General features: G+C 63.3%; 21 protein-coding genes. 13 read left to right on the forward strand and 8 right to left on the reverse strand.

Going from position 1 to position 22,767, the window contains the following annotated elements:
* Positions 1–22: 22 nt before the first annotated feature.
* Positions 23–538, reverse strand: coding sequence for a CAP domain-containing protein (locus ACWGS8_RS27860; protein ID WP_454583942.1), 516 nt, complete (start codon positions 536–538; stop codon positions 23–25).
* 78 nt (positions 539–616) lie between these two features.
* On the reverse strand, positions 617–1,840 hold the full coding sequence (locus ACWGS8_RS27865; protein WP_454583943.1) for a TadE/TadG family type IV pilus assembly protein: 1,224 nt from the start codon (positions 1,838–1,840) through the stop codon (positions 617–619).
* Positions 1,841–2,097: 257 nt separating this feature from the next.
* Between ACWGS8_RS27865 and ACWGS8_RS27870 the strand changes: the two genes are divergently transcribed.
* Complete coding sequence (locus tag ACWGS8_RS27870) at positions 2,098–2,484, forward strand: VOC family protein (protein ID WP_454584169.1); 387 nt, start codon at positions 2,098–2,100, stop codon at positions 2,482–2,484.
* Between the two features lie 173 nt (positions 2,485–2,657).
* Positions 2,658–3,482 carry a DUF2189 domain-containing protein gene (locus tag ACWGS8_RS27875; protein ID WP_454583944.1) on the forward strand — a complete coding sequence of 275 codons (825 nt, stop codon included), beginning with the start codon at positions 2,658–2,660 and terminating at the stop codon, positions 3,480–3,482.
* 43 nt (positions 3,483–3,525) lie between these two features.
* On the opposite strand, the gene ACWGS8_RS27880 is transcribed toward ACWGS8_RS27875, so the two are convergent.
* Entirely contained in the window at positions 3,526–4,158 is a 633-nt protein-coding gene (locus tag ACWGS8_RS27880; protein WP_454583945.1) for a LysE family translocator, read from the reverse strand.
* A gap of 200 nt (positions 4,159–4,358) precedes the next feature.
* A complete protein-coding gene (locus tag ACWGS8_RS27885; RefSeq protein WP_454583946.1) occupies positions 4,359–6,344 on the reverse strand; it encodes a pilus assembly protein TadG-related protein in 1,986 nt (661 codons plus the stop codon).
* Positions 6,345–6,603: 259 nt separating this feature from the next.
* On the opposite strand from ACWGS8_RS27885, the gene ACWGS8_RS27890 reads away from it, so the two are divergent.
* A protein-coding gene (locus ACWGS8_RS27890) for an IS5 family transposase (RefSeq protein WP_454584170.1) occupies positions 6,604–7,388 on the forward strand; the annotation gives its coding sequence in 2 pieces (ribosomal slippage) (positions 6,604–6,957 and positions 6,960–7,388; 783 coding nt in all).
* Positions 7,389–7,528: 140 nt separating this feature from the next.
* On the opposite strand, the gene ACWGS8_RS27895 is transcribed toward ACWGS8_RS27890, so the two are convergent.
* Complete coding sequence (locus ACWGS8_RS27895) at positions 7,529–8,443, reverse strand: SDR family oxidoreductase (RefSeq protein ID WP_454583947.1); 915 nt, start codon at positions 8,441–8,443, stop codon at positions 7,529–7,531.
* Positions 8,444–8,519: 76 nt separating this feature from the next.
* Here ACWGS8_RS27895 and ACWGS8_RS27900 point away from each other — a divergent pair, with 76 nt between their 5' ends.
* Positions 8,520–9,128, forward strand: a complete 609-nt coding sequence (locus tag ACWGS8_RS27900; RefSeq protein ID WP_454583948.1) for a TetR/AcrR family transcriptional regulator — start codon at positions 8,520–8,522, stop codon at positions 9,126–9,128.
* 75 nt (positions 9,129–9,203) lie between these two features.
* Here ACWGS8_RS27900 and ACWGS8_RS27905 read toward each other — a convergent pair whose 3' ends face one another.
* Entirely contained in the window at positions 9,204–9,674 is a 471-nt protein-coding gene (locus ACWGS8_RS27905; RefSeq protein ID WP_454583949.1) for a hypothetical protein, read from the reverse strand.
* Positions 9,675–9,800: 126 nt separating this feature from the next.
* Here ACWGS8_RS27905 and ACWGS8_RS27910 point away from each other — a divergent pair, with 126 nt between their 5' ends.
* Positions 9,801–10,661, forward strand: coding sequence for a TIGR01459 family HAD-type hydrolase (locus ACWGS8_RS27910; protein WP_454583950.1), 861 nt, complete (start codon positions 9,801–9,803; stop codon positions 10,659–10,661).
* Positions 10,662–10,667: 6 nt separating this feature from the next.
* Positions 10,668–11,648, forward strand: a complete 981-nt coding sequence (locus ACWGS8_RS27915; protein ID WP_454583951.1) for a bifunctional riboflavin kinase/FAD synthetase — start codon at positions 10,668–10,670, stop codon at positions 11,646–11,648.
* Between the two features lies 1 nt (position 11,649).
* Here the strand turns inward: ACWGS8_RS27915 and ACWGS8_RS27920 are convergent, their stop codons facing one another.
* A complete protein-coding gene (locus ACWGS8_RS27920) occupies positions 11,650–12,204 on the reverse strand; it encodes an HdeD family acid-resistance protein (protein WP_454583952.1) in 555 nt (184 codons plus the stop codon).
* A gap of 142 nt (positions 12,205–12,346) precedes the next feature.
* On the opposite strand from ACWGS8_RS27920, the gene ACWGS8_RS27925 reads away from it, so the two are divergent.
* The 5 genes from ACWGS8_RS27925 to ACWGS8_RS27945 all read left to right on the forward strand — a co-directional run bounded on the left by ACWGS8_RS27925 (position 12,347) and on the right by ACWGS8_RS27945 (position 19,333).
* A complete protein-coding gene (locus tag ACWGS8_RS27925) occupies positions 12,347–13,891 on the forward strand; it encodes an acid phosphatase (RefSeq protein ID WP_454583953.1) in 1,545 nt (514 codons plus the stop codon).
* 17 nt (positions 13,892–13,908) lie between these two features.
* Positions 13,909–14,121 carry a hypothetical protein gene (locus tag ACWGS8_RS27930; RefSeq protein ID WP_454583954.1) on the forward strand — a complete coding sequence of 71 codons (213 nt, stop codon included), beginning with the start codon at positions 13,909–13,911 and terminating at the stop codon, positions 14,119–14,121.
* 130 nt (positions 14,122–14,251) lie between these two features.
* Complete coding sequence (locus ACWGS8_RS27935; RefSeq protein ID WP_454583955.1) at positions 14,252–15,055, forward strand: MipA/OmpV family protein; 804 nt, start codon at positions 14,252–14,254, stop codon at positions 15,053–15,055.
* Positions 15,056–15,343: 288 nt separating this feature from the next.
* Positions 15,344–18,325, forward strand: coding sequence for an isoleucine--tRNA ligase (gene ileS / locus ACWGS8_RS27940; protein WP_454583956.1), 2,982 nt, complete (start codon positions 15,344–15,346; stop codon positions 18,323–18,325).
* Between the two features lie 330 nt (positions 18,326–18,655).
* Entirely contained in the window at positions 18,656–19,333 is a 678-nt protein-coding gene (locus ACWGS8_RS27945; RefSeq protein ID WP_454583957.1) for a hypothetical protein, read from the forward strand.
* A 127-nt stretch (positions 19,334–19,460) separates the two neighbouring features.
* On the opposite strand, the gene ACWGS8_RS27950 is transcribed toward ACWGS8_RS27945, so the two are convergent.
* Positions 19,461–19,910, reverse strand: coding sequence for a nucleoside deaminase (locus ACWGS8_RS27950; RefSeq protein WP_454583958.1), 450 nt, complete (start codon positions 19,908–19,910; stop codon positions 19,461–19,463).
* A gap of 180 nt (positions 19,911–20,090) precedes the next feature.
* On the opposite strand from ACWGS8_RS27950, the gene ACWGS8_RS27955 reads away from it, so the two are divergent.
* Positions 20,091–22,118 (forward strand): pseudouridine synthase, encoded by a 2,028-nt coding sequence (locus tag ACWGS8_RS27955; protein WP_454583959.1) that lies wholly within the window; start codon positions 20,091–20,093, stop codon positions 22,116–22,118.
* Entirely contained in the window at positions 22,115–22,669 is a 555-nt protein-coding gene (rsmD, locus tag ACWGS8_RS27960; protein ID WP_199643046.1) for a 16S rRNA (guanine(966)-N(2))-methyltransferase RsmD, read from the forward strand. The genes ACWGS8_RS27955 and rsmD overlap by 4 nt, the downstream gene beginning before the upstream one ends.
* Positions 22,670–22,767 lie beyond the last annotated feature (98 nt).

A 22,767-nucleotide genomic window follows, 5' to 3' on the forward strand; every position in this document is an offset into this window, starting at 1 on the left:
CCGAAACGGCTTTGGGGAGACGCTACCTGCCGAGCACCAGCGACCAGTAGCGCAGGTCGGGGTCGCGTCCGTCGCGGACATAGGCCAGCCCGAAGCGGCTGAAATCCGGGTCGAGCATGTTGCGCCGGTGGCCTTGCGAATGCATCCAGATGTCGAACAGTTTTTGCTGGTCGAAGCGGCCTTCGGCGATGTTCTCGGCCGCGGCGCCCCGCACGCCATTGTCCTTCATGCGCGAGGCGAAATCCTTGCCCCAGCCCGTTGAGTGGCTCATGCGCTCGCGCGACGCCATGTAGCCGGCCTGCTGCAGCGCCGCCTGTTCGAGCTGGGCGTCCGGTGCCAGCGGGCCGAGCCCGGCCGTGGCGCGCAAGCCCGCCAGAGTGGCCGTGGCGGAGGAGGAGGCGCCTGCGCCTTCGCCCGTCGGTACAGAGACGGTGCTGCAGCCGGAAAGCGTGGCAATGGCTGCGAGGCCGGCGACGTTGAGCAACGTGCGCCTGTTCGGATTCGAGATTGGGGAGTTTGCAGTTTTCGCGATTGTCATGCCCACCTGACATAATGGCGATCATGGCTTTTGCCGGGCAGGGCGGTAAAATCCGAGTGGGAGATGCGGGTCAACTGCTCATTTCACAAGCGTGATGAGGCGGCTGGCATACATCTCGCGATTTCCAAAAACGGCCGTGCAGTCGGTTTTGATGGATGAGTTTCCGGTCATCTGCACGGTCAAGCCAACAAGCCTCAGACAGTCGCCCTGACCGCTCATATCCGAGTTGCCGGCAAAGGACATCGCCGCGTCCGGCGCATAGACGAACCCACTGATCACGGAATTTGCACCGCCATTCAGCGTCAGGGCCGATGTGTTGCCGCGGTTCTCGAAAATGGTGATGCCAGCGTAGGGACCGCTGGTGGGTGGGGACAGGTTCACCTGTTCATTGGCATTTATGGTGATCTGTGAGCCCTCCATGAGGAACAAGGTCACGCCCTGACCGGTCAGGCTGCCGTTGCCGCCGGGTTTTAGGGTAACGCCTCGGAAGATGTAGACGCCCGGATTGAGCGTGATGTTTCCCGACAACGTCTTGTCGCAATAGGTTCCGGGCGACAGCGTATAGGTTCTGCCGTTCGGGACCGGCAGGCACAATGTGTAAGGGGGAGGAACGACGTCCGCCAGAGGATCGAAAGATGCATATTGATGTTCGAGCGGGGCTCCGCAGGTCAGATTGGCGCTGGGCGGCGAAAGCCCGTAAGTGCCGCCGACGGTCGAGACACAGCCCGCCGAAATCTGCGCGGAACCGCCTCTGCTGACAGCATCGGACGCATCCGAGTTTGCCGCGATGACGCAGCTGCTCATGGAGACATCGGTCGAGCCCTGCAGGCTTACTGCGGCCGACGCATGTGGATCGAGCGCCAGAATGCAGGCCTGCGCACCGGGATTCATCTTGACCGTGGCCGAGCGGTGAGCTGGCCATGGGGCCGCGCCATTGATGAAGCTCGGACGGTTGATGCTCGATGAAAGCGAGATGTAATAGGCGCTCGGGTCGCCGCTGGCGGTTGCCGAAAAAGCCGAGACGCTGTCTGCATATTCCTGCTGGTCGGCGAGGCTCAAATTGGCCGCAAAAAATGTCAACCCAAGTGCCGCGACATCACTCTCGGCCATGCTGGGCAGGTACTTCGTGCCGACGGCAAGTCCAGCCGCGTCCAGCGAGTTCTGCAATTGCGCGGCGTCGTCACTCGTGCCCGTCAGATCGATCGCGCCGGCCACCACAACCATTATCGGCAGCATCGCTATGGCGGTCGCCATGGCAAAGTTGCCGCGCTTCGAAGACCAGAAGCCTCTCAATGTGAACATCGTCCGTCGCCAGGGTTTACAATGCCCAGGTGATACGCTCGGGATATCTATGGGTAATTTAAGCAATTGCTAAAATGCGTGGATTCTAAAAGGAGGTGAGGCGGCTCGCCAAACGAGGCCTTCAAGGGCACCATGATTTCCGTATGTCCGGGCGTCTGACCGGCGATCACATTCCGTGAATTAAGCACTGGCTGCCGGCACGAACGAAAGCGGTCGACAGCAGCCAAGGACAGGGATTTTCCAGGACATGCTGCCATATCTCCTTCGGCGTCTCCAATATCGAGCGCTCGGCGGCCTTCTACGATGCCGTGCTGGCGCCGCTCGGCTATGTCCGGGTCTGGGATGATTTGAGGTCCGGCGAGCCCGACCAGGCGGTGGGCTATGGGATCGCCGGCGGCGGCGACAAGCTGGCGATCAAACTTCGCCCGAAGGGGCAGCGGCCGCCTGGTCCGGGTTTTCATCTGGCCTTCGCCGCCCCGGATCGTCAAAGCATCGCGCAATTTCATGCAGCAGCCCTTGCTCATGGCGGCCGTGACAACGGCTCCCCGGGTCCGCGGCCCGACTATGGTCCGCATTATTATGCCGCCTTCGTCATCGATCCGGACGGCCACCATATCGAGGCGGTCTTCAACGCGCCGGGGTAGGTTCCGCGCCGCCGGCTTTTGCCGGGAGCGTGATGACAATCCCGTGAAGACCTGTCCAAGATCATCCATTTGGCGACAACCCCCGGCAAATCGGCTATGCTGCCACATCTACTAGTGGCAGCTGCGGGCGGCCATCACGGCGGTGACCGCCCCCGACTCACGGGAGGATGGTTATGGCCGGCTTTCATGTCATGGCGGACGCCTATGGGATGCATGTGCAGCCCGCGGTGCGCCGTATCACCACGGCGGATCTCTGGGACGCGCTCAAGCTCGGCGCCGAGGATTTCTGGGCAAAACCGTCCCACTACGTGTTCCTGTGTTTGATCTACCCGATCGTCGGCCTGATCCTGACCCAGTGGAGCTCGGGTTCCAACGCCATTCAGCTCGTCTACCCCTTGATGTCGGGCTTTGCCCTCGTCGGGCCATTTGCAGCGATCGGGCTCTATGAAATCAGCCGCCGGCGCGAGCTCGGCATGAACACGAACTGGCGCCATGCACTGGACGTGCGCCGTTCTCCGGCCTTGCCGTCGATCGCGGTCATCGGCATCATGTTGTTTGCGCTGTTCCTATTGTGGCTGTTCACCGCGCAATCGATCTACACCAGCCTGTTCGGCGACCAGCCGCCGGCCTCGATCGGCGCGTTTGTCCGCGACGTGCTGACGACGGGCAAGGGCTGGACCTTGATCCTGCTTGGTAATGCGGCCGGTTTTGTCTTTGCCGTGGTGGTGCTGGCCACAACGGTGATTGCCTTCCCGTTGCTGCTCGACCGCGATGTCGGTGCCGTCTCTGCAATCGAAACCTCGGCCCGGGCGGTGATGGCAAACCCGTTGCAGATGGCGCTTTGGGGCCTGCTGGTTGCCGTGCTTCTGGTGATCGGCTCGATCCCGCTGTTTGCCGGTCTGGCCGTGGTCATGCCGATCCTTGGCCATGCCACCTGGCACCTCTACCGCAAGGTGGTCGAACCGGCGCAGATCCGGCCGATCCGCCGGCCGATGTAGCTAGGGCATGATCCCAAAAGTCGGAACCGGTTTTGGGAGGGACTCAGCGCTGCGCGTCGGTCGCCATCTTCAGCGCCAGCGCTGTCAGCACGCCGCCCATCGTCCAGCGCTGGATGACCAACCACAATGGCCGTCCGGCAAGAAAGGCGGCGATCGAACCGGCAGTCACCGCGATGATGGCATTGACGGTCAGGCTGATTGAGATCTGCGTCGCGCCCAGAACGAGCAGCTGCGACAGGACGTGGCCTTTGCCGATGCTGATGAATTGCGGCAGCAGCGACAGATAGAGAACGGCCACCTTGGGGTTGAGCAGATTGGTCATCAGCCCCATGGCGAACAGCTTGCGCGGCCTGTCTTTCGGCAGGTCGCGCACCTGGAACGGCGAACGTCCGCCCGGCTTCACCGCTTGCCAGGCAAGCCACAGGAGATAGAGAACGCCGGCAAAGCGCAGCGCGTCGTAAGCATAGGGCACGGCAAGCAGCAGCGCGGTGATGCCGAACGCGGCCGACAACACGTAGAACAGGAAGCCGACCGCGACCCCGCCAAGCGAGATCAGTCCGGCCTTCGGCCCTTGCGACAGCGAGCGCGAGATCAGGTAGATCATGTTCGGGCCTGGTGTCAGCACCATGCCGAGGCAGACCAGCGCGAAGGCGATATGGTTGGCGGTATCGGGCATTGTTCGTCCCCAAGCACGCCCGCGATGCGATCCCGCGGGCCGCCAATATCTGCCTGTCACGGCAAGCGCCCGCAAGGGCTTGCCGGCGTCAGGCGTTGCGCCAGAGGAGCGGTCATGCATGTCGCCCAAAAGTGCCCCCGGTTTCGGGAGAACGACGTGCATGAAGAAGGGCCCATTGCGCCGTTTCGACGCGGCGCGCTTTAGCCGACCACCCGAAGGTTCGACAGTTCGTTGCCGATTTCCTTGAAGTCGTTCGACAGGCTGGCGCCGGTCGCGTTCCAGAACAGCTTCGCCGGCTTGCTCGGATCCGTCGGATCCTTGCGGAAGCGCGAGTCCGACGAGCAGGATTTCAGCGCATTGATCGCCAGCTTGTCGCTGGCCTGGGTCGTCGACAGGTCGAGCGCCACCGTCATCACCATGATGTTGGCCGCCTTGGCGTTGTTGCAAAGCGTTGCCATCTGCTCGTTGAGCGCATTGGTGTAATTGCCGTTCGAATAGTCGAACTGACCGATGGCGCTCGATGTGCCCATGAACAGGCGGCCGACCGAGGTGCCGTTGTAGCCGGGATTGAGATAGCCGTAGGACGCGTAGGTCGACTTCGAGTTGGCGGGGTCCGAATAGCCCAGCGACGACGGCGTATAATAGGTGTTGGCGCCGTCGGTCAGCACGATCACCACCTTGTCGTTGCCTTTTTCCGTTTCCAGGCGCCCTTGCGTGAACGGTTCGCCGCTTGAAACCACCCGCCAGCCCCACGCCAGGCCCTCGGGAACATTCGTGCCGCCATTCGGCTGCATCAGGTCGATCGCCGCCTTGATCGAGGTGGCCCCATCGGCGACGCTGACATCGGTCAGGGGTGTGATCGGGTTGGTGGTGCAGCTGTAGTTCGGGCCGTTGCCGGCGGGCAGCGCCGGCGCATCGATCGGCCGCGGCTGGAAATATTTGGCCATGTTGCGCAGCCGCGATTGGCCGGTGCTGCTCGTGGGATCGTCGTTCCACCAGCTGTTCACCGCGCCGTAGGTTACCGGGGCGGCTTCGTCGGGGTCCTGCGTCAGCTTCCAGTGATTGCCGGGTTCGTCCGGGGCGAACATCGGCACGAACATCGTTGCCGGATCGCCGACGCCTATGCCGGTGTTGGCCGAGCCGCCGGACGGCGAAGCGTCGTTGACATTATAGGGGTAGGGCCGGGCTTCCACGCAGCCTTGCCAGCTGGCGAACGGACCGTAGGAATCGATGTAGTCATATTCGTCGTGGCTGCGTTTGCAGGTGTTGTTCGAATTGTACTCGTCGCAAACCACCCGCTTGCTGTTGACGACACGCTCGTGGTTGGTGACGACCTTCATGTCCCGGTAGAGTGAAAACCGGGTCAGCATCTGGCCTTCCTCGCTGCCCCAGCCGGTGCCGCGCTTGTACCAGATGCCGTTGGTCTGCTGGGCGTATTTGGTGGCCGCATTCAGCGTCGACCAGTCGAAATTCTCGTTCGACACCGGCGACAGGCCCTCCGTGTCCATCCACGAGGCGTTGCCATTGGCGGGGCCGACATTGACCGAAGCGGCAAAGGGCACGAGGCCGAACTGCACCGGCTTGTCGACCTGCTTGATCATGACCGCCTGCTGGGCCAGCGTGTCGACCAGCTGCTTGGATGCGGTCTTGAGAAGATCGATGCGCTTTTGGCCCGAGCCCGTGCCCAGGGTGGTCATCGATCCGGAATTGTCGAGCACCAGGGCAACTTCCAGCGTGTTCTTCAGCCGCACCTGGGAAGTGACGTTGAAGTTGATGCTTTGGTTCGCATCGGTTGCGGATTTGCCGACGAGCTGGGCGAAGGCCGGATAGAAATAAGGCTTGTAGGCAAGCTGCGCCGTCATCGTCAGCAGGCCGCCGCCGGTGGCGTTGCTCGGCAAGGTGACGTTGAGCGTCGCGCTGGACGGATCGACATCGTTCAGGTTGGCGTTGAAGAAGTCGAGCGCATAGGCTCTCAACTGGTCGTCGGTCGCGCCTTCCGTCAGCCGGCGCGCCGTGGCGAAGTTGGCGGCGTCGAGCGCATTCGTCACCATCTGCTTTTCACGGTTCATTTCGGTGAAGTCAACCGCGATCGCCAGGCCGCCCATCAGCGGCACCATCGCCACAACTGTCATGAGAGCATAGTTGCCGCGTCTGTCGCGGCGGAACCGGCGCCAAAGTTCACGCATGTCTTGCAGCGGCCCCCGCCTGCGGATTCTCGATTGACGCCAGCTTTTCACAAAACGCTGAAGGACGGGTTTGGGAAACCGCTCGATTGCTTGGTCGGCGCTTCACCAACCGCTAACCAATGCAAGTCTGCGGCACCGATCCGGCCCGAACGCCCTGCCGGGACAGGGAGTTGGAGGCCTGGCGATCAGCTGACGATGCGCAGGTTGTACAGTTCGTTGCCAATCGCCTTGAAACGTCGGAGAGTGTCGCTCCGGTCGAATTCCAGAACAGTTTCATCGGCTTGCTCGGTCGCGCTCGTTATTCTGGTTATCGAACGAAGCCTGGCTGGCGATTGAGCCCCACCTGCCGAAGAACCAGCCGGGCGCCCGGCGAGTTGACGACCGTCGGGTGACTTCGGGCATCATCCATGTGCTCAAGTCCGGCTGCCGATGGTGCGACTGCCCGGCGGATTACGGGCCTTCCACGACGATCTACAACCGGTTCAATCGCTGGTCGCGGCGGGGCTTCTGGAGGAAATTGCTTGATGCCCTGGCTGAGGCGGGCGCAGTCACGAAAAGCACGGCGATCGACAGCACTTACATCAAGGCCCAGCGCTCCGCGTTTGGCGGAAAAGGGGGCGCCGCCGCCAAGCGATCGGTCGTTCTCGCGGCGGCTGGACAACCAAGGTCCATGCCCTGACCGATGTGCTGGGCCGGCCGTATGCTTTGATGCTCACCGCAGGCAATGTCAGCGACGTTAAGGCCGCGCCGGCGTTGCTCGAACGCGCCGGCCCCATGCGGTACCTGCTCGGAGACAAGGGCTACGATGCCAACAGCCTTCACAAGGCCCTGCGCGAGAACGGTACCAGCCCGGTCATTCCTGGCAGACTCAACCGGAAGCGCACTATTCGCTGCGATCAGCAGCGCTATCGGGGCCGCTATCTCATCGAGAACGCTTTCTGCCGGATCAAGGATTTCCGCCGCGTCGCTACCCGCTACGACAAACTCGCTGCCAACTTCCTGTCAGGCGTAGCGCTCGTGACCGCGCTGGCATTCTGGCTGTGATCGAATCTCAGCCCCAGAGTCCCAGCGCTGTAAGGTGGCGAGTTCTTGACGGACGCTGCATTCACCGAATGCACACTCGTCGCTAGCTTCACGCGGTAATGCTGCTGGTATTCGTATCCGGCCACCGCTCGGACTGAACTTCATCTCAGCGTCACATCGGTCATTCTCTCAGAAATTTCCCATAATCTTCGTCTGACCACCGGATCTAATGCCTGCGGGGGAATACGTGCAGGATGCGGATGCCCACGAGTTTCACGAAACCGGTCGGGGCCGTAATAGCCACCTCCCTCCGCCTGGACGGACGTAGCCGCGTATAGCGAGGGGAGCGCGCCTTGTGATGCGGGCTGGAGCAGGAACCACAAAAGTGACCGCGCCAAACCCGCAAGGCTTCGCCGACCAAGCGTGTTGTGCACGAGATCGGTCCGCGAGACGCCGGGATGGGCTGCCATGCCCGAAAAGCCCCATCCGGCAGCGCGGCTGCGGCTATCAAGCTCGACGGCGAACATCAAGCATGCGAGCTTCGATTGGCTGTAACCAGCCATTGGGCGATAGTTCTTCTCGAGATTGATGTCGTCAAAATCGATCTGTCCACCGTTTGCAGCGAGACTTGAAAGCGCGACGACGCGGGCGTCCTTGCCTTTCGAGAGGAGCGACTTCAGACGAGCCGTCAAGGCGAAGTGACCGAGGTAGTTCGTACCGAACTGCAGTTCGAAGCCGTCTCTGGTCTCTTGCCGTTGCGGCGGGAGCATGACGCCGGCGTTGTTCACCAGAAGGTCCAGGCTCTGCTTCTCGTTCTCCATCTGCTTTGCGAATGCGGCAACCGAGGACAGATCTGCCAGATCGAGCTTCCCGAAATGGACAGTCGCACCCGGGACCGCGCGTTCGATGTGGGACACCGCGTCGGCGCCCTTTTGAGGGTCGCGGCCCGCGATGGTCACGTCGCATCCTGCTCGGGCGAGCGCGAGGGACGTCTCCAATCCCAACCCACCGGTTCCGGTCACGATCGCGGTTCGTCCATGCTGATCGGGGATGTCACCGGCGTTCCACTTTGCCATCTTGCGTCCTTTCATAATTTCCGCACTTGGTGTAAGATAAATATCGCACCGAGTGTAATTTTGCAAGAGGGCCGAGTTGGACAACTCCGGGCGTACAGAGGGCGGTGGCCTGCGGGAGCGGAAAAAGCGCGAGACGAAGAAGCGCATCACGGAGCAGGCCATTGCTCTTTTCCTCAAGCGCGGCATCGATCAGACAACACTCGACGAAATCGCTGCTGCAGCCGGAATCTCGCGCAGAACCTTCTTCTACTACTTCACGTCAAAGGACGAGATTCTGCTGTCCGTCCTAAGTGGGATTGGTGAGCTGCTGACAGATGCGGTGCGAAACGCTCCTGCAGGCTCGACGCCAATAGGCGCAGTATGGGATGCGGTCGTAAGAGTTTGTGACGCTATTCCAGCCAACGACATGATTGAGCTGGACCAACTGATGCGGACCAGCCCGAGCGTGCAGGCGCGCAAGCAGGCATTCTACGTAGAGCAGGAAGGTGAAATCTACGCAGCGCTCAAAGAGCGGTGGCCGGAGCCCGAACGATCAACAGCATTGCGCACCGTCGCGATGATCTCGGTCGGCGCTCTGCGAGTTGCAGCAGACATCTTCAGCCAGGAGAAGGGCACACGGCCCATGATCGAACTCCTGGAGGAAATATTCGGCAGTGCCGCCAAGGAGATTCGCTCTCATCGATAGCCCGGAATTGCACCCTTACGGCGCCCGCACCGGATCGGATGCCGTGCGCACCGTTAAGCTGATTGAGTCCAGACCCTAGTAGATGGCCTTCGCGCCGGCCAGATCATTGCCGCCGTAAGCCCAGTTGGGTCCCGAATAGCTCTGCGCCGTCACCGATGTCGGCGTGTAATAGGTATTTGCGCCGTCGGTCAGGACGATCAGAACCTTGTCGTTGCCCCTTTCCGTATCCGGCCGGCCTTCGGTGAAGGGAGCGGTGCTGGAAAGGGTCCGCCAGCCCCAGGCCATGCCTTCCGGCACGTTGGTGGCTCCATCGGCAGCCATGGCATCGATCGCCGTCTTGACCGCGCTCGCGCCGGCCGTCGTGGAAACATCGGTCAGCGGTGTGATTGCCGTGGTGCTGCAACTCGTATTGGGGCCGGCATCCATGCCATAGGCCGACGTAACCGTGTTGCCCGGGTCGGCGAAACATTTCGGCATGTAGCGCTGACGTTCCGCGCTGGTGCTGCCGCTTGGCGTGGTGTCGGTACGATAGCCGTTTGAGCGCACAGGGCCGCCTTCGCGTCGATCTCCGGGCGAAAGCTGGTGACAGCTTGGATCGGTTCGGATAATTCGAACCCGCTGCGGCGAACCGTCGGCCGCGGCACTCGCAACGCTCATATTGAAGGAAACGGCATGGGGGATTCGCCTGACATCGTCGGCTCGCTCGAAGACGTCTCAAAAGCCTATTCGGCAATTCTTTGCGATGTCTGGGGCGTGGTGCACAATGGCGAATGGCATTTTCCGGCGGCTGCAGGGGCGCTGGCGAGCGCAAGGGCAGCCGGCATTCCCGTTGTCCTCATCACCAATTCACCCCGCCGCAGCGCCGATGTCGTGGCCCAGATGAGTGTGATCGGTGTTCCGCCGTCAGCCTATGACCGCGTGGTGACCTCGGGCGACGTCACCCGCGACCTGATCGCCGAAGGCCCGCGCAAGATATTCCACATCGGCGCTGACCGCGATCTGACCCTCTATGACGGCCTCGATGTCGACCTGGTCGAGGAATTCGAGGCCGCCGGCGTCGTATGCACAGGGCTGTTCGATGACGAGGTCGAGAAGCCTGAGGATTATACCGACCTTCTGCGCCGCTTGCGTGCCAGGAACCTGCCATTCATCTGCGCCAATCCCGATATCATGGTGGAGCGCGGCGAGCGCATCATCTGGTGCGCCGGCGCCCTGGCGCGCGACTATGCCCGGCTCGGCGGCCGCACGCTGATCGCGGGAAAGCCCTACGCGCCGATCTACGACCTCGCGATGAAGGAGGTCGCGGACGTGCTTGGTCGGCCGGTCGAGCGTTCCGGGGTATTGGCCATCGGCGATGGGATGATGACCGATGTGAAGGGCGCGGCCGACAATGGTTTCGACGTTCTCTATGTCTCCGGCGGCATCCATGCCCGCGACTACGGCAATGCATCCCGGCCGGATCCGGCCAGGCTCGGGCTCTTCCTGGAGCGGCACGGCTATCGTCCCGTGGCTGTCATGGTCAGACTGCAGTAGGTGGCAATGGTAGGCTTCCAGCATCTTTCGGCGACCGCGCCGCTGCCCGCCGATCTGCGCGGCGGCGTTGTCGCGATCGGCAATTTCGATGGCGTCCACCGTGGTCATCAGGCGGTGCTCGAACGGGCGTTGGCCGAGGCCGTGCGGCGTGACGTGCCGGCTCTGGTGCTGAGCTTCGAACCGCACCCGCGAAAGGTGTTCCGGCCCGACATTCCGTTGTTCGTGCTGACGCCGCCGCCGATGAAGGCGCGGCTCTTGTCCTTGCTCGGCTTTGCCGCGCTCGTCGAGCAGCCGTTCACGCGCGACTTCGCCGCGCTGTCGGCGGAAGCCTTCGTCACCGACGTGTTGGAGAGGACGCTCGGCATCACCCACGCCGTCACCGGTTTTGACTTCCATTTCGGCAAGGACCGCCAGGGCGGACCGGCCTATCTGATGGCGGCCGGCGAACGCCATGGCTTTGGCGTCACGCTCGTCGACGCTTTTCGCGACGAGGGCGCCGAGGTGGTTTCGTCGAGTCGGATCCGGGCGTTGCTTTGCGATGGCGAGGTGGCCGAGGCGGCCGGTCTGCTCGGCTATCGCTTCACGGTGGAAAGCGAAGTCGTCGGCGGCCAGCAGCTCGGGCGAGCGCTCGGCTTTCCCACGGCGAATATGAGGCTTCCCGCCGAAGCCACTCTCAAGGAGGGGATCTATGCCGTCCGCTTCCGGCGCGCCGACGGCACGTTGCATGACGGCGTCGCCTCATTCGGCCGCCGCCCGACCGTCGACGACAATGGCGCACCGCTTCTGGAAACCTTTGTCTTCGATTTTTCCGGCGATCTCTACGGCGAGACCTGCGAGGTCTCGTTCTTCGGTTTCCTGCGCAGCGAGATCAAATTCGACGGCCTCGATGCATTGGTGGTGCAGATGAAGCGCGATGAAGCCGAAGCCCGCGCGCTGCTTGCCGGCGTCAAGCCGCTTTCGAAGCTCGACGCGGCCATTGCCTTCTGACTTACCTTTTCAACGCCAGGCCGACCGCGATGAAGGTCCAGCCCTGGAAGATCAGGTCGATCGCCAGGAACAGTCCGAGCACCCACAGGCTGTTGACCGGCCAACCCATGGCGATGATCAGGCCGGCAAGCACGCTGATAAGGCCGGCCACGACGATCCAGCCCCAGCCCTGTTCCGGACGGTGACTGAAACCGACCCAGGCCCGCAGCGCGCCGGAAGCGACCAGCGCAACGGCCAGCAGGAAGGTCAGCGCCGCCGAGGCCAGCAGCGGATTGTCGAAGGCGAAAAATCCGGCGACCGCATAAAGCAGCCCGCTGAGCAGCCAGTAGAAGAAGCGGCCCCAGGTCTTGACCCCGAAAGCATGCATGATCTCGATGATGCCGGCCACCAGCATCAGCCAGCCGACGACATAGACGGAAGCCACTGTGGCGATGAAAAGATTGCCGAAAGCAATGCCGCCGAGGATCAGCAGCACCACGCCCAGACCAACAAACCACCCCCACTTTTCCCGCGTCTGGCCGATCGCGTTCTTCAGTATATCGCCGTGCAAAGTCATGATCCACCTCCCTCCACATCCGGCCGCTCGTCCTGCGGTTGAAGGAAGGTAATCCCAATGGCACTACCCGTCCAGCGCGGTGGCTATTGCAAAGGCGCGCCGAAGCTGGTGTCATCCTGCTTTGCATCAGGGAGGTATGACAATGAAGCGATCCCATGGGCTCGCCCTGTTTTCCTCAACTCTCGCCCTGTTCGCTGCGGCTTCCGCATTCGCAGCGCAGCCCGGCGATCCGCCGGATGGCATCACCAAGATAGAAACGGTGGTCGTCATCTTCGCCGAGAACCGCGCCTTCGATAATCTCTATGGCCATTTTCCCGGCGCCGAAGGCATCGACAAAGCCAGCCAGGAAAGCCTACAGCAGCGCGACCGTGACGGCTCGGTGCTGTCCGAACTACCGCCGGTGTGGGACGGGCTGACCGCCAAGGGCGTCACACCGCCGGTGACGCAGGCGATGACCGAGCATCTTCCAAACGCGCCGTTCACCGTGAACGATGCGAAGGGTTTCAACGTACCGCTCAACGTCACAACGCACGATCTCTGGCATCGCTATTACCAGAACCAGATGCAGATCAACGGCGGCAAGAACGACATGTTCGTTGCCTGGGCCGATTCAGGCGCCATGCCGATGAGCAACTGGAACGCTTCCAAGACCGACATGTGGGCGGTCGCGCAGAAATACGTGCTGGCCGATCATTTCTTCATGGGTGGGTTCGGCGGCTCGTTTTTCAACCACCAATGGCTGATCTGCGCTTGCGCGCCTTACTACGCCGATGCCGACAAGAGCCCGGCCAAACCGTCGATTTCGGTGACGGATGATAGCGGCACAGCGCTGAAGATCGCCGACAATTCGCCGAAATCGGCGCGCGACGGCATTCCGAAATTTGTCTCCGATGGCAATCTGACGCCGGACTTCCACGCGGTGAACACGATGCAGCCGCCTTACCAACCGAGCGGCGCCGATCCGGCGCCTGGCGGCGATCCGCTCCTTGCGGATCCGGCCAAGCCCACCACGCTGCCGCCCCAGACGGAGCCGACCATCGGCGACATGCTCAGCCTCAAGCACATCACCTGGGCATGGTATTCGGGCGCCTGGCAGTACACGCTCGACCACGGCAACAAGTCGCCGGTTCCGAATTTCCAATACCACCACCAACCGTTCAACTATTATGCCAATTACGCGCCGGGCACCGAAGCCAGGCGCGAACATTTGCGCGACGGTGGGCTGGGCGGCGTTAGCTTCGTCCAGGCGATCGACACCGGCGCCCTGCCACAGGTCTCCTTCTACAAACCCCAGGGCAACCTCAACGAGCATTCCGGCTATGCCGACATCGAGGCCGGAGATCGCCATATCGCCGACGTCGTCGCCCATCTGGAGAAAAGTCCGCAATGGCCGCATATGCTGGTCGTCGTCACCTATGACGAGAATGGCGGCATCTGGGATCACGTCGCTCCGCCCAAGGGCGACCGCTGGGGGCCGGGCACACGCGTCCCCGCCATCATCGTTTCGCCCTTCGCCAAGCACGGCTATGTCGATCAGACGCCCTATGACACGACTTCGATCCTGCGCTTCATCACCGAGCGCTTCGAACTGCCGGTGCTGCACGGCATCGTGGTTCGCGACAGGGCCGTCGCCGCGCATGGCGAACCGCCGCTCGGCGATCTTACCGCCGGGCTCGACCTCAATTGAAGGCCCGTAGGAAAACGATGAACGCTGACGGGATCGTCGCCCTTGTCACAGCTGCCGGCATCGAACTTACCGATCGCCGCCGTAACGCCAAGGGCGACGGCTGGTCGCTGAGCTTTGCCAACGGTGCCACGGTGGAGGTGGGTGACGACGGATCGGCGCGCATTGCCGGCAAGGGCAGCAAGACCGTGAGAGGGCTGCTGGACTTGCCGACCGCGCCGCGCCGCACCTGATTCAGCGCGGCCGGACACAAGGTAGGCCGACCCAACTGTTACCAATGTTAAGTCAAATTTTACCGAACTGGCGCCATGGCTTGAGCGATGCCGGGTGTTTGTTCCGGCGTGTTTCGCGTATGGGGTATCGATGCGTATTGTCCGGGCGATCCCGCTGCTTCTGACCGCCTCCTTGCTGGGCGCTTCCGCGGCCGAGGCCGGCGACGGCCCCTTCGGCTGGCTGTCCGGCGACTGGTATCTGACCGTTGGCGCCACGGGCTTGGTCGCGCCGAATTTCGAGGGCGGCAAGAAATACATGCTCAGCGCCCAGCCCATCATCTCCCTGGGCAAGGCCGGTCCCCAGGCTCGCTTCACCTCGCGCAATGACAATATTTCGCTGGCTTTGGTCGACGACGGCGGCGTCCGCGCCGGCCTGACCGGCAAGTTCCTGTTTTCGCGCAGCAGCGACGACGAACTCAAGGGCCTCGATCCGGTGCGCTGGGGCGGCGAAGTCGGCGGCTTCTTCGAATTCTATCCGACGGACTGGATGCGCGCGCGTGCCGAATTGCGGCATGGCATCCGCGCCCATAACGGTTTTGTCGCCGATATCGCCGCTGACGCCTTCTACGACGTGACGCCAACCGTCAGGATTTCGGGCGGCCCGCGCGTGTCCTTTGCTTCGGCGAATTATTTCGACGCCTATTATGGCGTCAATGCGCAAGAGGCCGTTGCCTCGGGCCTGAGACAGTACAATCCCGGTGGCGGCCTGAAATCCGTCGGCCTCGGCGGCGCCGTGACCTGGAAGGTGACCGATCCGATGACCGCCAGCCTGTTTGGCGAATATTCGCGCCTGGAGGGACCAGCGGCCGATTCCAGCCTGGTCAGGGAGCGCGGCGACCGCAACCAGTTCATGGTCGGTGTGTCGACCACCTATCGCTTCGACTTCAAGATGTAGGGCGAATCGAACGAGACGCTTTATTCCTGCGTCCATCTCCGCTAAAAGCCACGCCATGATGAGCTTTTCGCGCCTTTTCGCGATCGCGATACGAATTACTGGCCCGGTGTTCCGGGTGGCCTGAGCGCCGCCGGAACCGCCGGGAGTTTCGCGCGCGCCCTCGCGCTTTTTTCAGAACATCGACGCATATCGCCCAAAAGTGGGTCCGGTTTTGGGAAAACGATATGCGTCAATCAAAGACCTCAACGCCCCGGCTTTGCGCCGACGGGTTACGCAGATGGCAGATCAATGACCGACACTGTTGAAACGATCGACTATTCCAAGACGCTTTATTTACCGCAGACGGATTTCCCGATGCGCGCTGGCTTGCCCGAGAAGGAGCCGGTGCTGGTCAACCGCTGGCAGGACATGGACCTCTACGCCAAGCTGCGCGAGAGTGCCGCCGGCCGCACGAAATATGTGCTGCATGACGGCCCTCCCTACGCCAATGGCAACATCCATATCGGCCATGCGCTGAACAAGATCCTCAAGGACGTCATCACCCGCTCGTTCCAGATGCGCGGCTATGATTCGAACTACGTGCCTGGCTGGGACTGCCATGGCCTGCCGATCGAGTGGAAGATCGAGGAGCAGTACCGCGCCAAGGGCAAGAACAAGGACGAGGTGCCGGTCAATGAGTTCCGCAAGGAATGCCGTGAGTTCGCCGCGCACTGGATCTCCGTGCAGGGTGGCGAGTTCCAGCGGCTTGGCGTCATCGGCGACTTCAAGAATCCCTATACGACGATGGCTTTCCACGCCGAGGCGCGCATCGCCGGCGAATTGTTGAAATTCGCCCTGTCGGGCCAGCTCTATCGCGGCTCGAAGCCGGTGATGTGGAGCGTTGTCGAGCGCACCGCATTGGCCGAGGCCGAGATCGAGTACCAGGATTATGAGTCAGACACGATCTGGGCGAAGTTTCCGGTGGCCAATCTTGTCGTCGCCAATGTCGTGGACGGGCAGCCGGCGGAACTCAATCCGGACCTGAGCGGACGGTCGCTGGATCTGCTGGACGCCCATGTCGTCATCTGGACGACGACGCCGTGGACCATCCCGGGCAACCGCGCCGTCAGCTATTCGCCGCGCGTCGCTTATGGCCTCTACGAGGTGACGGCTGCCGAGAATGCGTTTGGCCCGCAGCCGGGTGAGAAGCTGATCTTCGCCGACGCGCTGGCCGAGGAAAGCCAGGTCAAGGCAAAGGTCACCTTGAAGCGCCTTCACGACGTCAGCGCCGAACAGCTTGGAAATCTCGTGCTTTCGCACCCATTCAAAGGCCTCGGCGGCGGTTACGAGTTCCCCGTGCCGATGGTTGCGGGCGATCATGTGACCGACGATGCCGGCACCGGCTTCGTCCACACCGCGCCTGGCCACGGCCGCGAGGATTTTGACGCCTGGATGGACGCTGCGCCTCAGCTGCGCACTCGTGGCATCGACACGGTGATCCCCTTCACGGTCGACGATGCCGGCTTCTTCACCAGGGACGCGCCAGGCTTCGGCCCGGATCGCGAGGGCGGGGCGGCGCGTGTCATCGACGACAATGGCAAGAAGGGCAACGCCAACCAGGTCGTGATCGACGAACTGATCAAGCGCAACGCGCTCTTCGCGCGCGGCCGCCTGAAGCACAGCTACCCGCATTCCTGGCGGTCGAAGAAGCCGGTGATCTTCCGCAATACGCCGCAATGGTTCGTCTACATGGACAAGGACCTCGGCGACGGCACGACGCTGCGCAGCCGCGCTCTGAAGGCCATCGACGACACGCGCTTCGTGCCGGCTGCCGGCCAGAACCGCATCCGCGCCATGATCGAGGAGCGCCCCGACTGGGTGCTGTCGCGCCAGCGCGCCTGGGGCGTGCCGATCGCTGTCTTCGCCGACGAGGATGGCAACGTGTTGAAGGACGAGGCGGTCAACCGGCGCATCATGGACGCCTTCGAGGAAGAGGGCGCCGACGCCTGGTTCGCGACCGGCGCCAAGGAACGTTTCCTCGGCAACCACGATGCGTCCAAATGGAAGCAGGTGATGGACATCCTCGACGTCTGGTTCGATTCGGGCTCGACGCATGCCTTCACGCTGGAGGATCGCCCTGACCTGAAATGGCCGGCCGACGTCTATCTCGAAGGCTCAGACCAGCATCGCGGCTGGTTCCACTCCTCGCTGCTCGAAAGCTGCGGCACCAGGGGCAGGGCGCCTTACGATACCGTCGTCACCCATGGCTTCACCATGGACGAGGACGGGCGCAAGATGTCGAAGTCGCTTGGCAACACCGTCGTGCCACAGGATGTCATCAAGCAGTCGGGCGCCGACATACTGCGCCTCTGGGTGGTGACGACGGACTATTGGGAAGACCAGCGGCTCGGCAAGAACGTGCTGCAGACCAATATCGACGCCTACCGCAAACTACGCAACACCATTCGCTGGATGCTGGGCACGCTCGCCCATGACGATGGCGAGACCGTGCCGCTGGAAGCGATGCCGGAGCTGGAGCGGCTGATGCTGCATCGGCTGGCCGAGCTCGACGAGGTGGTGCGCCAAGGCTACGACGCCTTCGAGTTCAAGCGCATCACCCGCGCGCTCGTCGATTTCATGGTGGTCGAGCTGTCGGCCTTCTATTTCGACATCCGCAAGGACGCGCTCTACTGCGACGCGCCGTCAAGCGTGAAGCGCAAGGCCTCGGTGCAGGTGGTGCGCCATCTCTTCGACTGTCTGGTGAAATGGCTGGCGCCGATGCTGCCCTTCACCATGGAAGAGGCCTGGCTCGACCGTCATCCCGATGCCGTGTCGGTGCATCTCGACCAGTTCCCCGAAATCCCGGCGGATTGGAAGAATGAGGCGCTGGCGGAAAAATGGCGCAAGGTGCGGCAGGTGCGCCGCGTCGTCACCGGAGCGCTCGAGATCGCGCGTGCCCAGAAGGTAATCGGCTCCTCGCTGGAAGCGGTGCCGGTCGTTATCATCAACGACGCGGCGCTCGAGGCGGCGATATCGGACGTCGACATGGCCGAGATGGCGATCACTAGCGATCTCGTCATTGCCCATGGCCAGGCGCCGGAAGGCGCCTTCACCCTCGACGATGTCAAGGGCGTCGCCGTGGTGGTCGAGAAAGCCGAGGATCGCGGCCTGGTCAAATGCGCTCGTTCCTGGCGCTACACGGCCGATGTCGGGCAGGATCCTGCATTTCCCGATGTCTCAGCACGCGATGCCGCCGTGCTGCATGAGCTGAAAGCGCTCGGCCGGCTTTAGGTGCATGTCATCCAAAAGCATGCCCTCGGGCCGGACCCGAGGGGGTACCGAGGTTTTCGGGAAACGACATGCTCGCGATCAATCGTGCATGTCGCCCAAAAGTGTATTGCGGTTTTGGGAAAACGCCATGCACACAATCAATAGTGCACAAATGCCACGCCGGGCGGTGCCAATCAGCCCGCGCGTTGCCCTTAACGAGCGGTTGAGGTAAACACGCGAAACTCCGGAAGACAAATTGTCGCCGGATTTCCGTCGCAAGTGCTTGGACGATGGGGACCGGTCACAGGACCGGTGGCGATCGAGAGGCTGTCTAGAGTGGGACTTTTTGGCATGACCGAGAGATATAAAGCGCGCCTGGCGCTGCTGGCGCCGCTTGTCGTATCGGGCCTCGCTCTATCCGGCTGCGTGGGCTCTCCGACCTATGGCACCGACAAGACCGCTGCCGAACAGCTGGCCGGCGATCTCACCGGCGCCGTTTCCTTCGCGCCCAAGCACAAGGATCCGATCGACTACAAGCCGCGCCCCACCTTGGTGAAGCCCGCTCCCGGACAGAAGGAAGCGCTGCCTGCACCGCAGGAAAGCATCCAGACGGCAAGCGCCCAATGGCCCGAATCGCCAGAGCAGCGCCGCGCGCGCCTGCGCGCCGACGCCACCGCCCACCAGAACGATCCGGGCTATCAGGCCGAGATCGTGGACGATGTGCAGACCGATCCGGCCTCGGTCAAGAAGGCGATGGCGGATTCAGGCTCCAGCCACCCGCCGGCCTGGTCACCCGCGGACTCCGACAAGGGCCGCGCCGCCGAGATCCAGCGTCGTCTTGCCGTGAGCAAGCAGGGCGACCCCAACACCCGCAGATATCTGAGCGAGCCGCCATTGGCCTACCGCGTCGCCTCCGGCACGGCGCCGCAGAACGAACTCGGCGAGGACGAGTACAAGAAGGAACGCCGTCTGAAGAGAGAGGCGGAAGGCAAGAAGGGCGGCTGGTTCGACTGGTTGCCGTCCCTGTAAGAGCAATTCCAGGAAAAGTGTGAAGCGGTTTTCCCGGGAAAAGCGCGTAGCGCTTTCCCTGGGGAATTGCGTCAAGCCAAAGTGTCTAAGAACGGCCGCGCTGCTCCTTCGGGCGCCACGGCGCGATTCAGTCGCGACGTTCCTTGAAAAAATCCTTCAGCAGCAGGGCAGCCTCGGTCTCGCCCATGCCCGGATAGATGTCGGGCGTGTGGTGGCAGGTCGGCGAGGCGAAGAAGCGTACGCCGTTGACCACCGCACCACCTTTTTCGTCGACGGCGCCGAAGTAGAGACGGCGTAGCCTGGCGAAGGAGATGGCGCCGGCACACATGGCGCAAGGTTCCAGCGTCACATAGAGATCGTGGCCGGTCAGCCGCTCGCTTGAGAGTTTGCCGCAGGCTTCGCGGATGACCAGCATCTCGGCATGCGCCGTCGGGTCGGCAAGCTCGCGGGTGCGGTTGCCGGCTTTTGCAACCACCGTGCCGCCGCGGGCGATGACGGCGCCGACCGGGACTTCGCCGCGCAAGGCTGCCGCTTCGGCCTCCTCAAGCGCCAGCGCCATGAAATCCGGCCGCTTCACGCGGTTTCCATTCCGATTATCTCCTCGCCACTCAGGCGTGATCCTGTTATGGAGCGCATCAACCCGAAAATCGGACTCGATTTTCGGAAAAGATCATGCGCCAAATCAAAGTGCTACAGCGTTCGTTGCGCGCCCGAAAGGATGCGCCACGCTGTAGCAGCGCAAACGGACAAAGGCCACATGGACGACAACGACAAGAAATCTCCGCGCCAAAAAGGCCCGGGCAAGAAACCTGCGGCTCCGCGAGGCGACAGGAAGCCATCCTTCGGCGCCAAGAAACCCTATGCGCCGCGGGGCGATCGGCCGATGGCCGTCGAGGGCGAACGCCCGAAGCGCGACTTCAAGGGCGGCGACACGCCATTCAGCAAGGGCCCACGCAAGCCTTACGCACCGCGTGGTGACCGGCCGATGGCGGCGGAAGGCGACCGCAAGCCCTACGAGAAGCGCGAGGGGCCGCGCAAGCCCTATGCACCACGTGGCGACCAGCCGATGGCGGCGGAAGGCGACCGCAAGCCCTACGAGAAGCGCGAAGGGCCGCGCAAACCCTACGCGCCGCGCGGCGACCGTCCGATGGCGGCCGAAGGCGAGCGCAAGCCCTATGAAAAGCGCGAGGGGTCGCGCAAGCCTTATGCGCCGCGTGGCGACCGTCCGGTTGCCGCATCGGCGGAGGGAGGCGAAAAACGCTTCGAGCGTCCCAGGCGTGATTTCGGCGATCGCCCGAAGCGTGACTTTGCTGATCGTCCCAAGCGCGATTTCGGCGGTGACCGCCCCAAGCGTGATTTCAGTGACCGGCCCCAGGGGGCATCGGCCGGCTTCAAGCCGCGCCCGCGTCCCGCGGAGGCCACGGAAGAGGCTGGTGAGCGCATCGCCAAGCGGCTGGCACGCGCCGGGCTTGCCTCGCGCCGCGACGCCGAGGAACTGATCGCCGCCGGCCGCGTCAAGGTCAACGGCCGCGCCCTGACTTCGCCGGCCTTCAATGTGATGCCTGGCGACATCATCCATCTCGACGGCATGGAGATCCCGCCGATCGAACGCACGCGCCTGTTCCTGTTCCACAAGCCGGCCGGCGTCGTCACCACCAACCGTGATCCTGAAGGCCGCAAGACCGTTTTCGACGTGCTGCCGGCCGAATTGCCGCGGCTGATGACCATCGGCCGCCTCGACATCAACACCGAAGGCCTGCTGCTGCTGACCAATGATGGCGGCCTGTCGCGCGTGCTCGAACTGCCCGCCACCGGCTGGCTGCGCCGCTATCGCGTGCGCGTCCACGGCAAGGTCGAAGAAAGCGCGCTTGCCGGCCTGCGCGAAGGTATTGCCGTCGACGGCGTCTTCTACGGTGCCATCGAAGCCAGCCTCGACCGCGAGCAGGGCTCCAATGCCTGGCTGACGATCGGCCTGCGCGAAGGCAAGAACCGCGAAGTGAAAAACATCCTCGGCGCGCTCGGCCTCGACGTGACGCGGCTGATCCGCATTTCCTACGGCCCGTTCCAGCTCGAGGACCTTCCCGAGGGCCACGTGCTGGAGATCAAGGGTCGCGTGCTGCGCGACCAGCTTGGCGAGCGCCTGGTGGAGGAATCCGGCGCCAACTTCGACGCCGAGATAGCAAAACCCTTCTCCAACAAGCCGGTGCGGCGCACCGAGGTTCGCGAGGCGGAACCCGAGCGGCCGAAATTCACCCGCGACGGCGAGCGCCGGCCGATCGGCGAGGGCGGGTTGATCAAGAACCGCAAGCGCCGCGAAGGCAGCCGCGACGAAGCGCTGGGCAAGCTGTCGACCAGTCCTGACAGGGGCGAGCGGCCGGAAAAGAGCTTGGGCGAACGCGGCCCCCGGCCCGAACGCGGCGGCTTCGGCGACAAGCCACGCGGCAGTTTCGGCGACAAACCGCGTGGTGGCTTCGGCGACAAGCCGCGCGGGGGTTTTGGCGGCAAGAAATCCGAGCGCGAGCAGCGGCCGATCGAGCCGCCCGGCCAGCGCAAGGCCAATGTCTGGATGGCGCCGGGCGCCCGGCCGATCGGCAAGGGCAGGGCCGAAGCCGACGCCGCCAAGGCGGCGGAGGCCAAGGCGCGCAAGGCCTCGTTCAAGCCGGCCTATGGCAAACCCGCTGGCAAACCGGGCGGCGCAAAGCCGTTCGGCAAGCCGCGTGGCGAGCGTCCGGCCGGGAGCGGTGAACGGCCGCGCGGCGGCCCCAAGGGCCCCCGCACACGATGAGAATCGTTGGCGGTGAGTTTCGTGGGCGTCCGCTGGCGACGCCCCGCGGCAGCGCCATCCGTCCGACGACCGATCGCACCCGCGAGGCCGTCTTCAACGTGCTGGCGCATCGCTTTGCCGAACAGTTGGACGGCGCGCGCGTGCTGGATCTATTCGCCGGCACCGGGGCGCTTGGTCTGGAAGCGCTGTCGCGCGGCGCGTCCTATGGCGTCTTCATCGAGGAATCGGCCGAAGGCCGCGGCCTTATCCGCGACAATGTCGAGGCCTTCGGCCTGACCGGACGCACCAAGATCTTTCGCCGCGACGCCACCGGCCTTGGCGAGGCGGGCACGCTGGCGCCATTCGGCCTGGTTTTCGCCGACCCGCCCTATGGCAAGGGGCTGGGCGAGCGCGCCCTGCAATCGGCGAAAGCCGGCGGCTGGCTGCGCCCCGGCGCGCTCTGCGTGGTCGAGGAGACAGCGGCGGTTCCTTTCGAGCCAGGCCCCGGTTTTTCGGTGCTGGACGAGCGCAACTATGGCGAAACCATCATCCGCTTCATCGAGGCCGCCTGATCGCCTGCGTCGAGCGGTGGCCTCTTTGCCGCCGCCTTTGCCGGCAACATGACCAACAATTAACTTTGCTTGTCGCCAGCACCTTGCCTATCGTCCCG

The organism is Mesorhizobium sp. 43Arga (assembly GCF_053714255.1).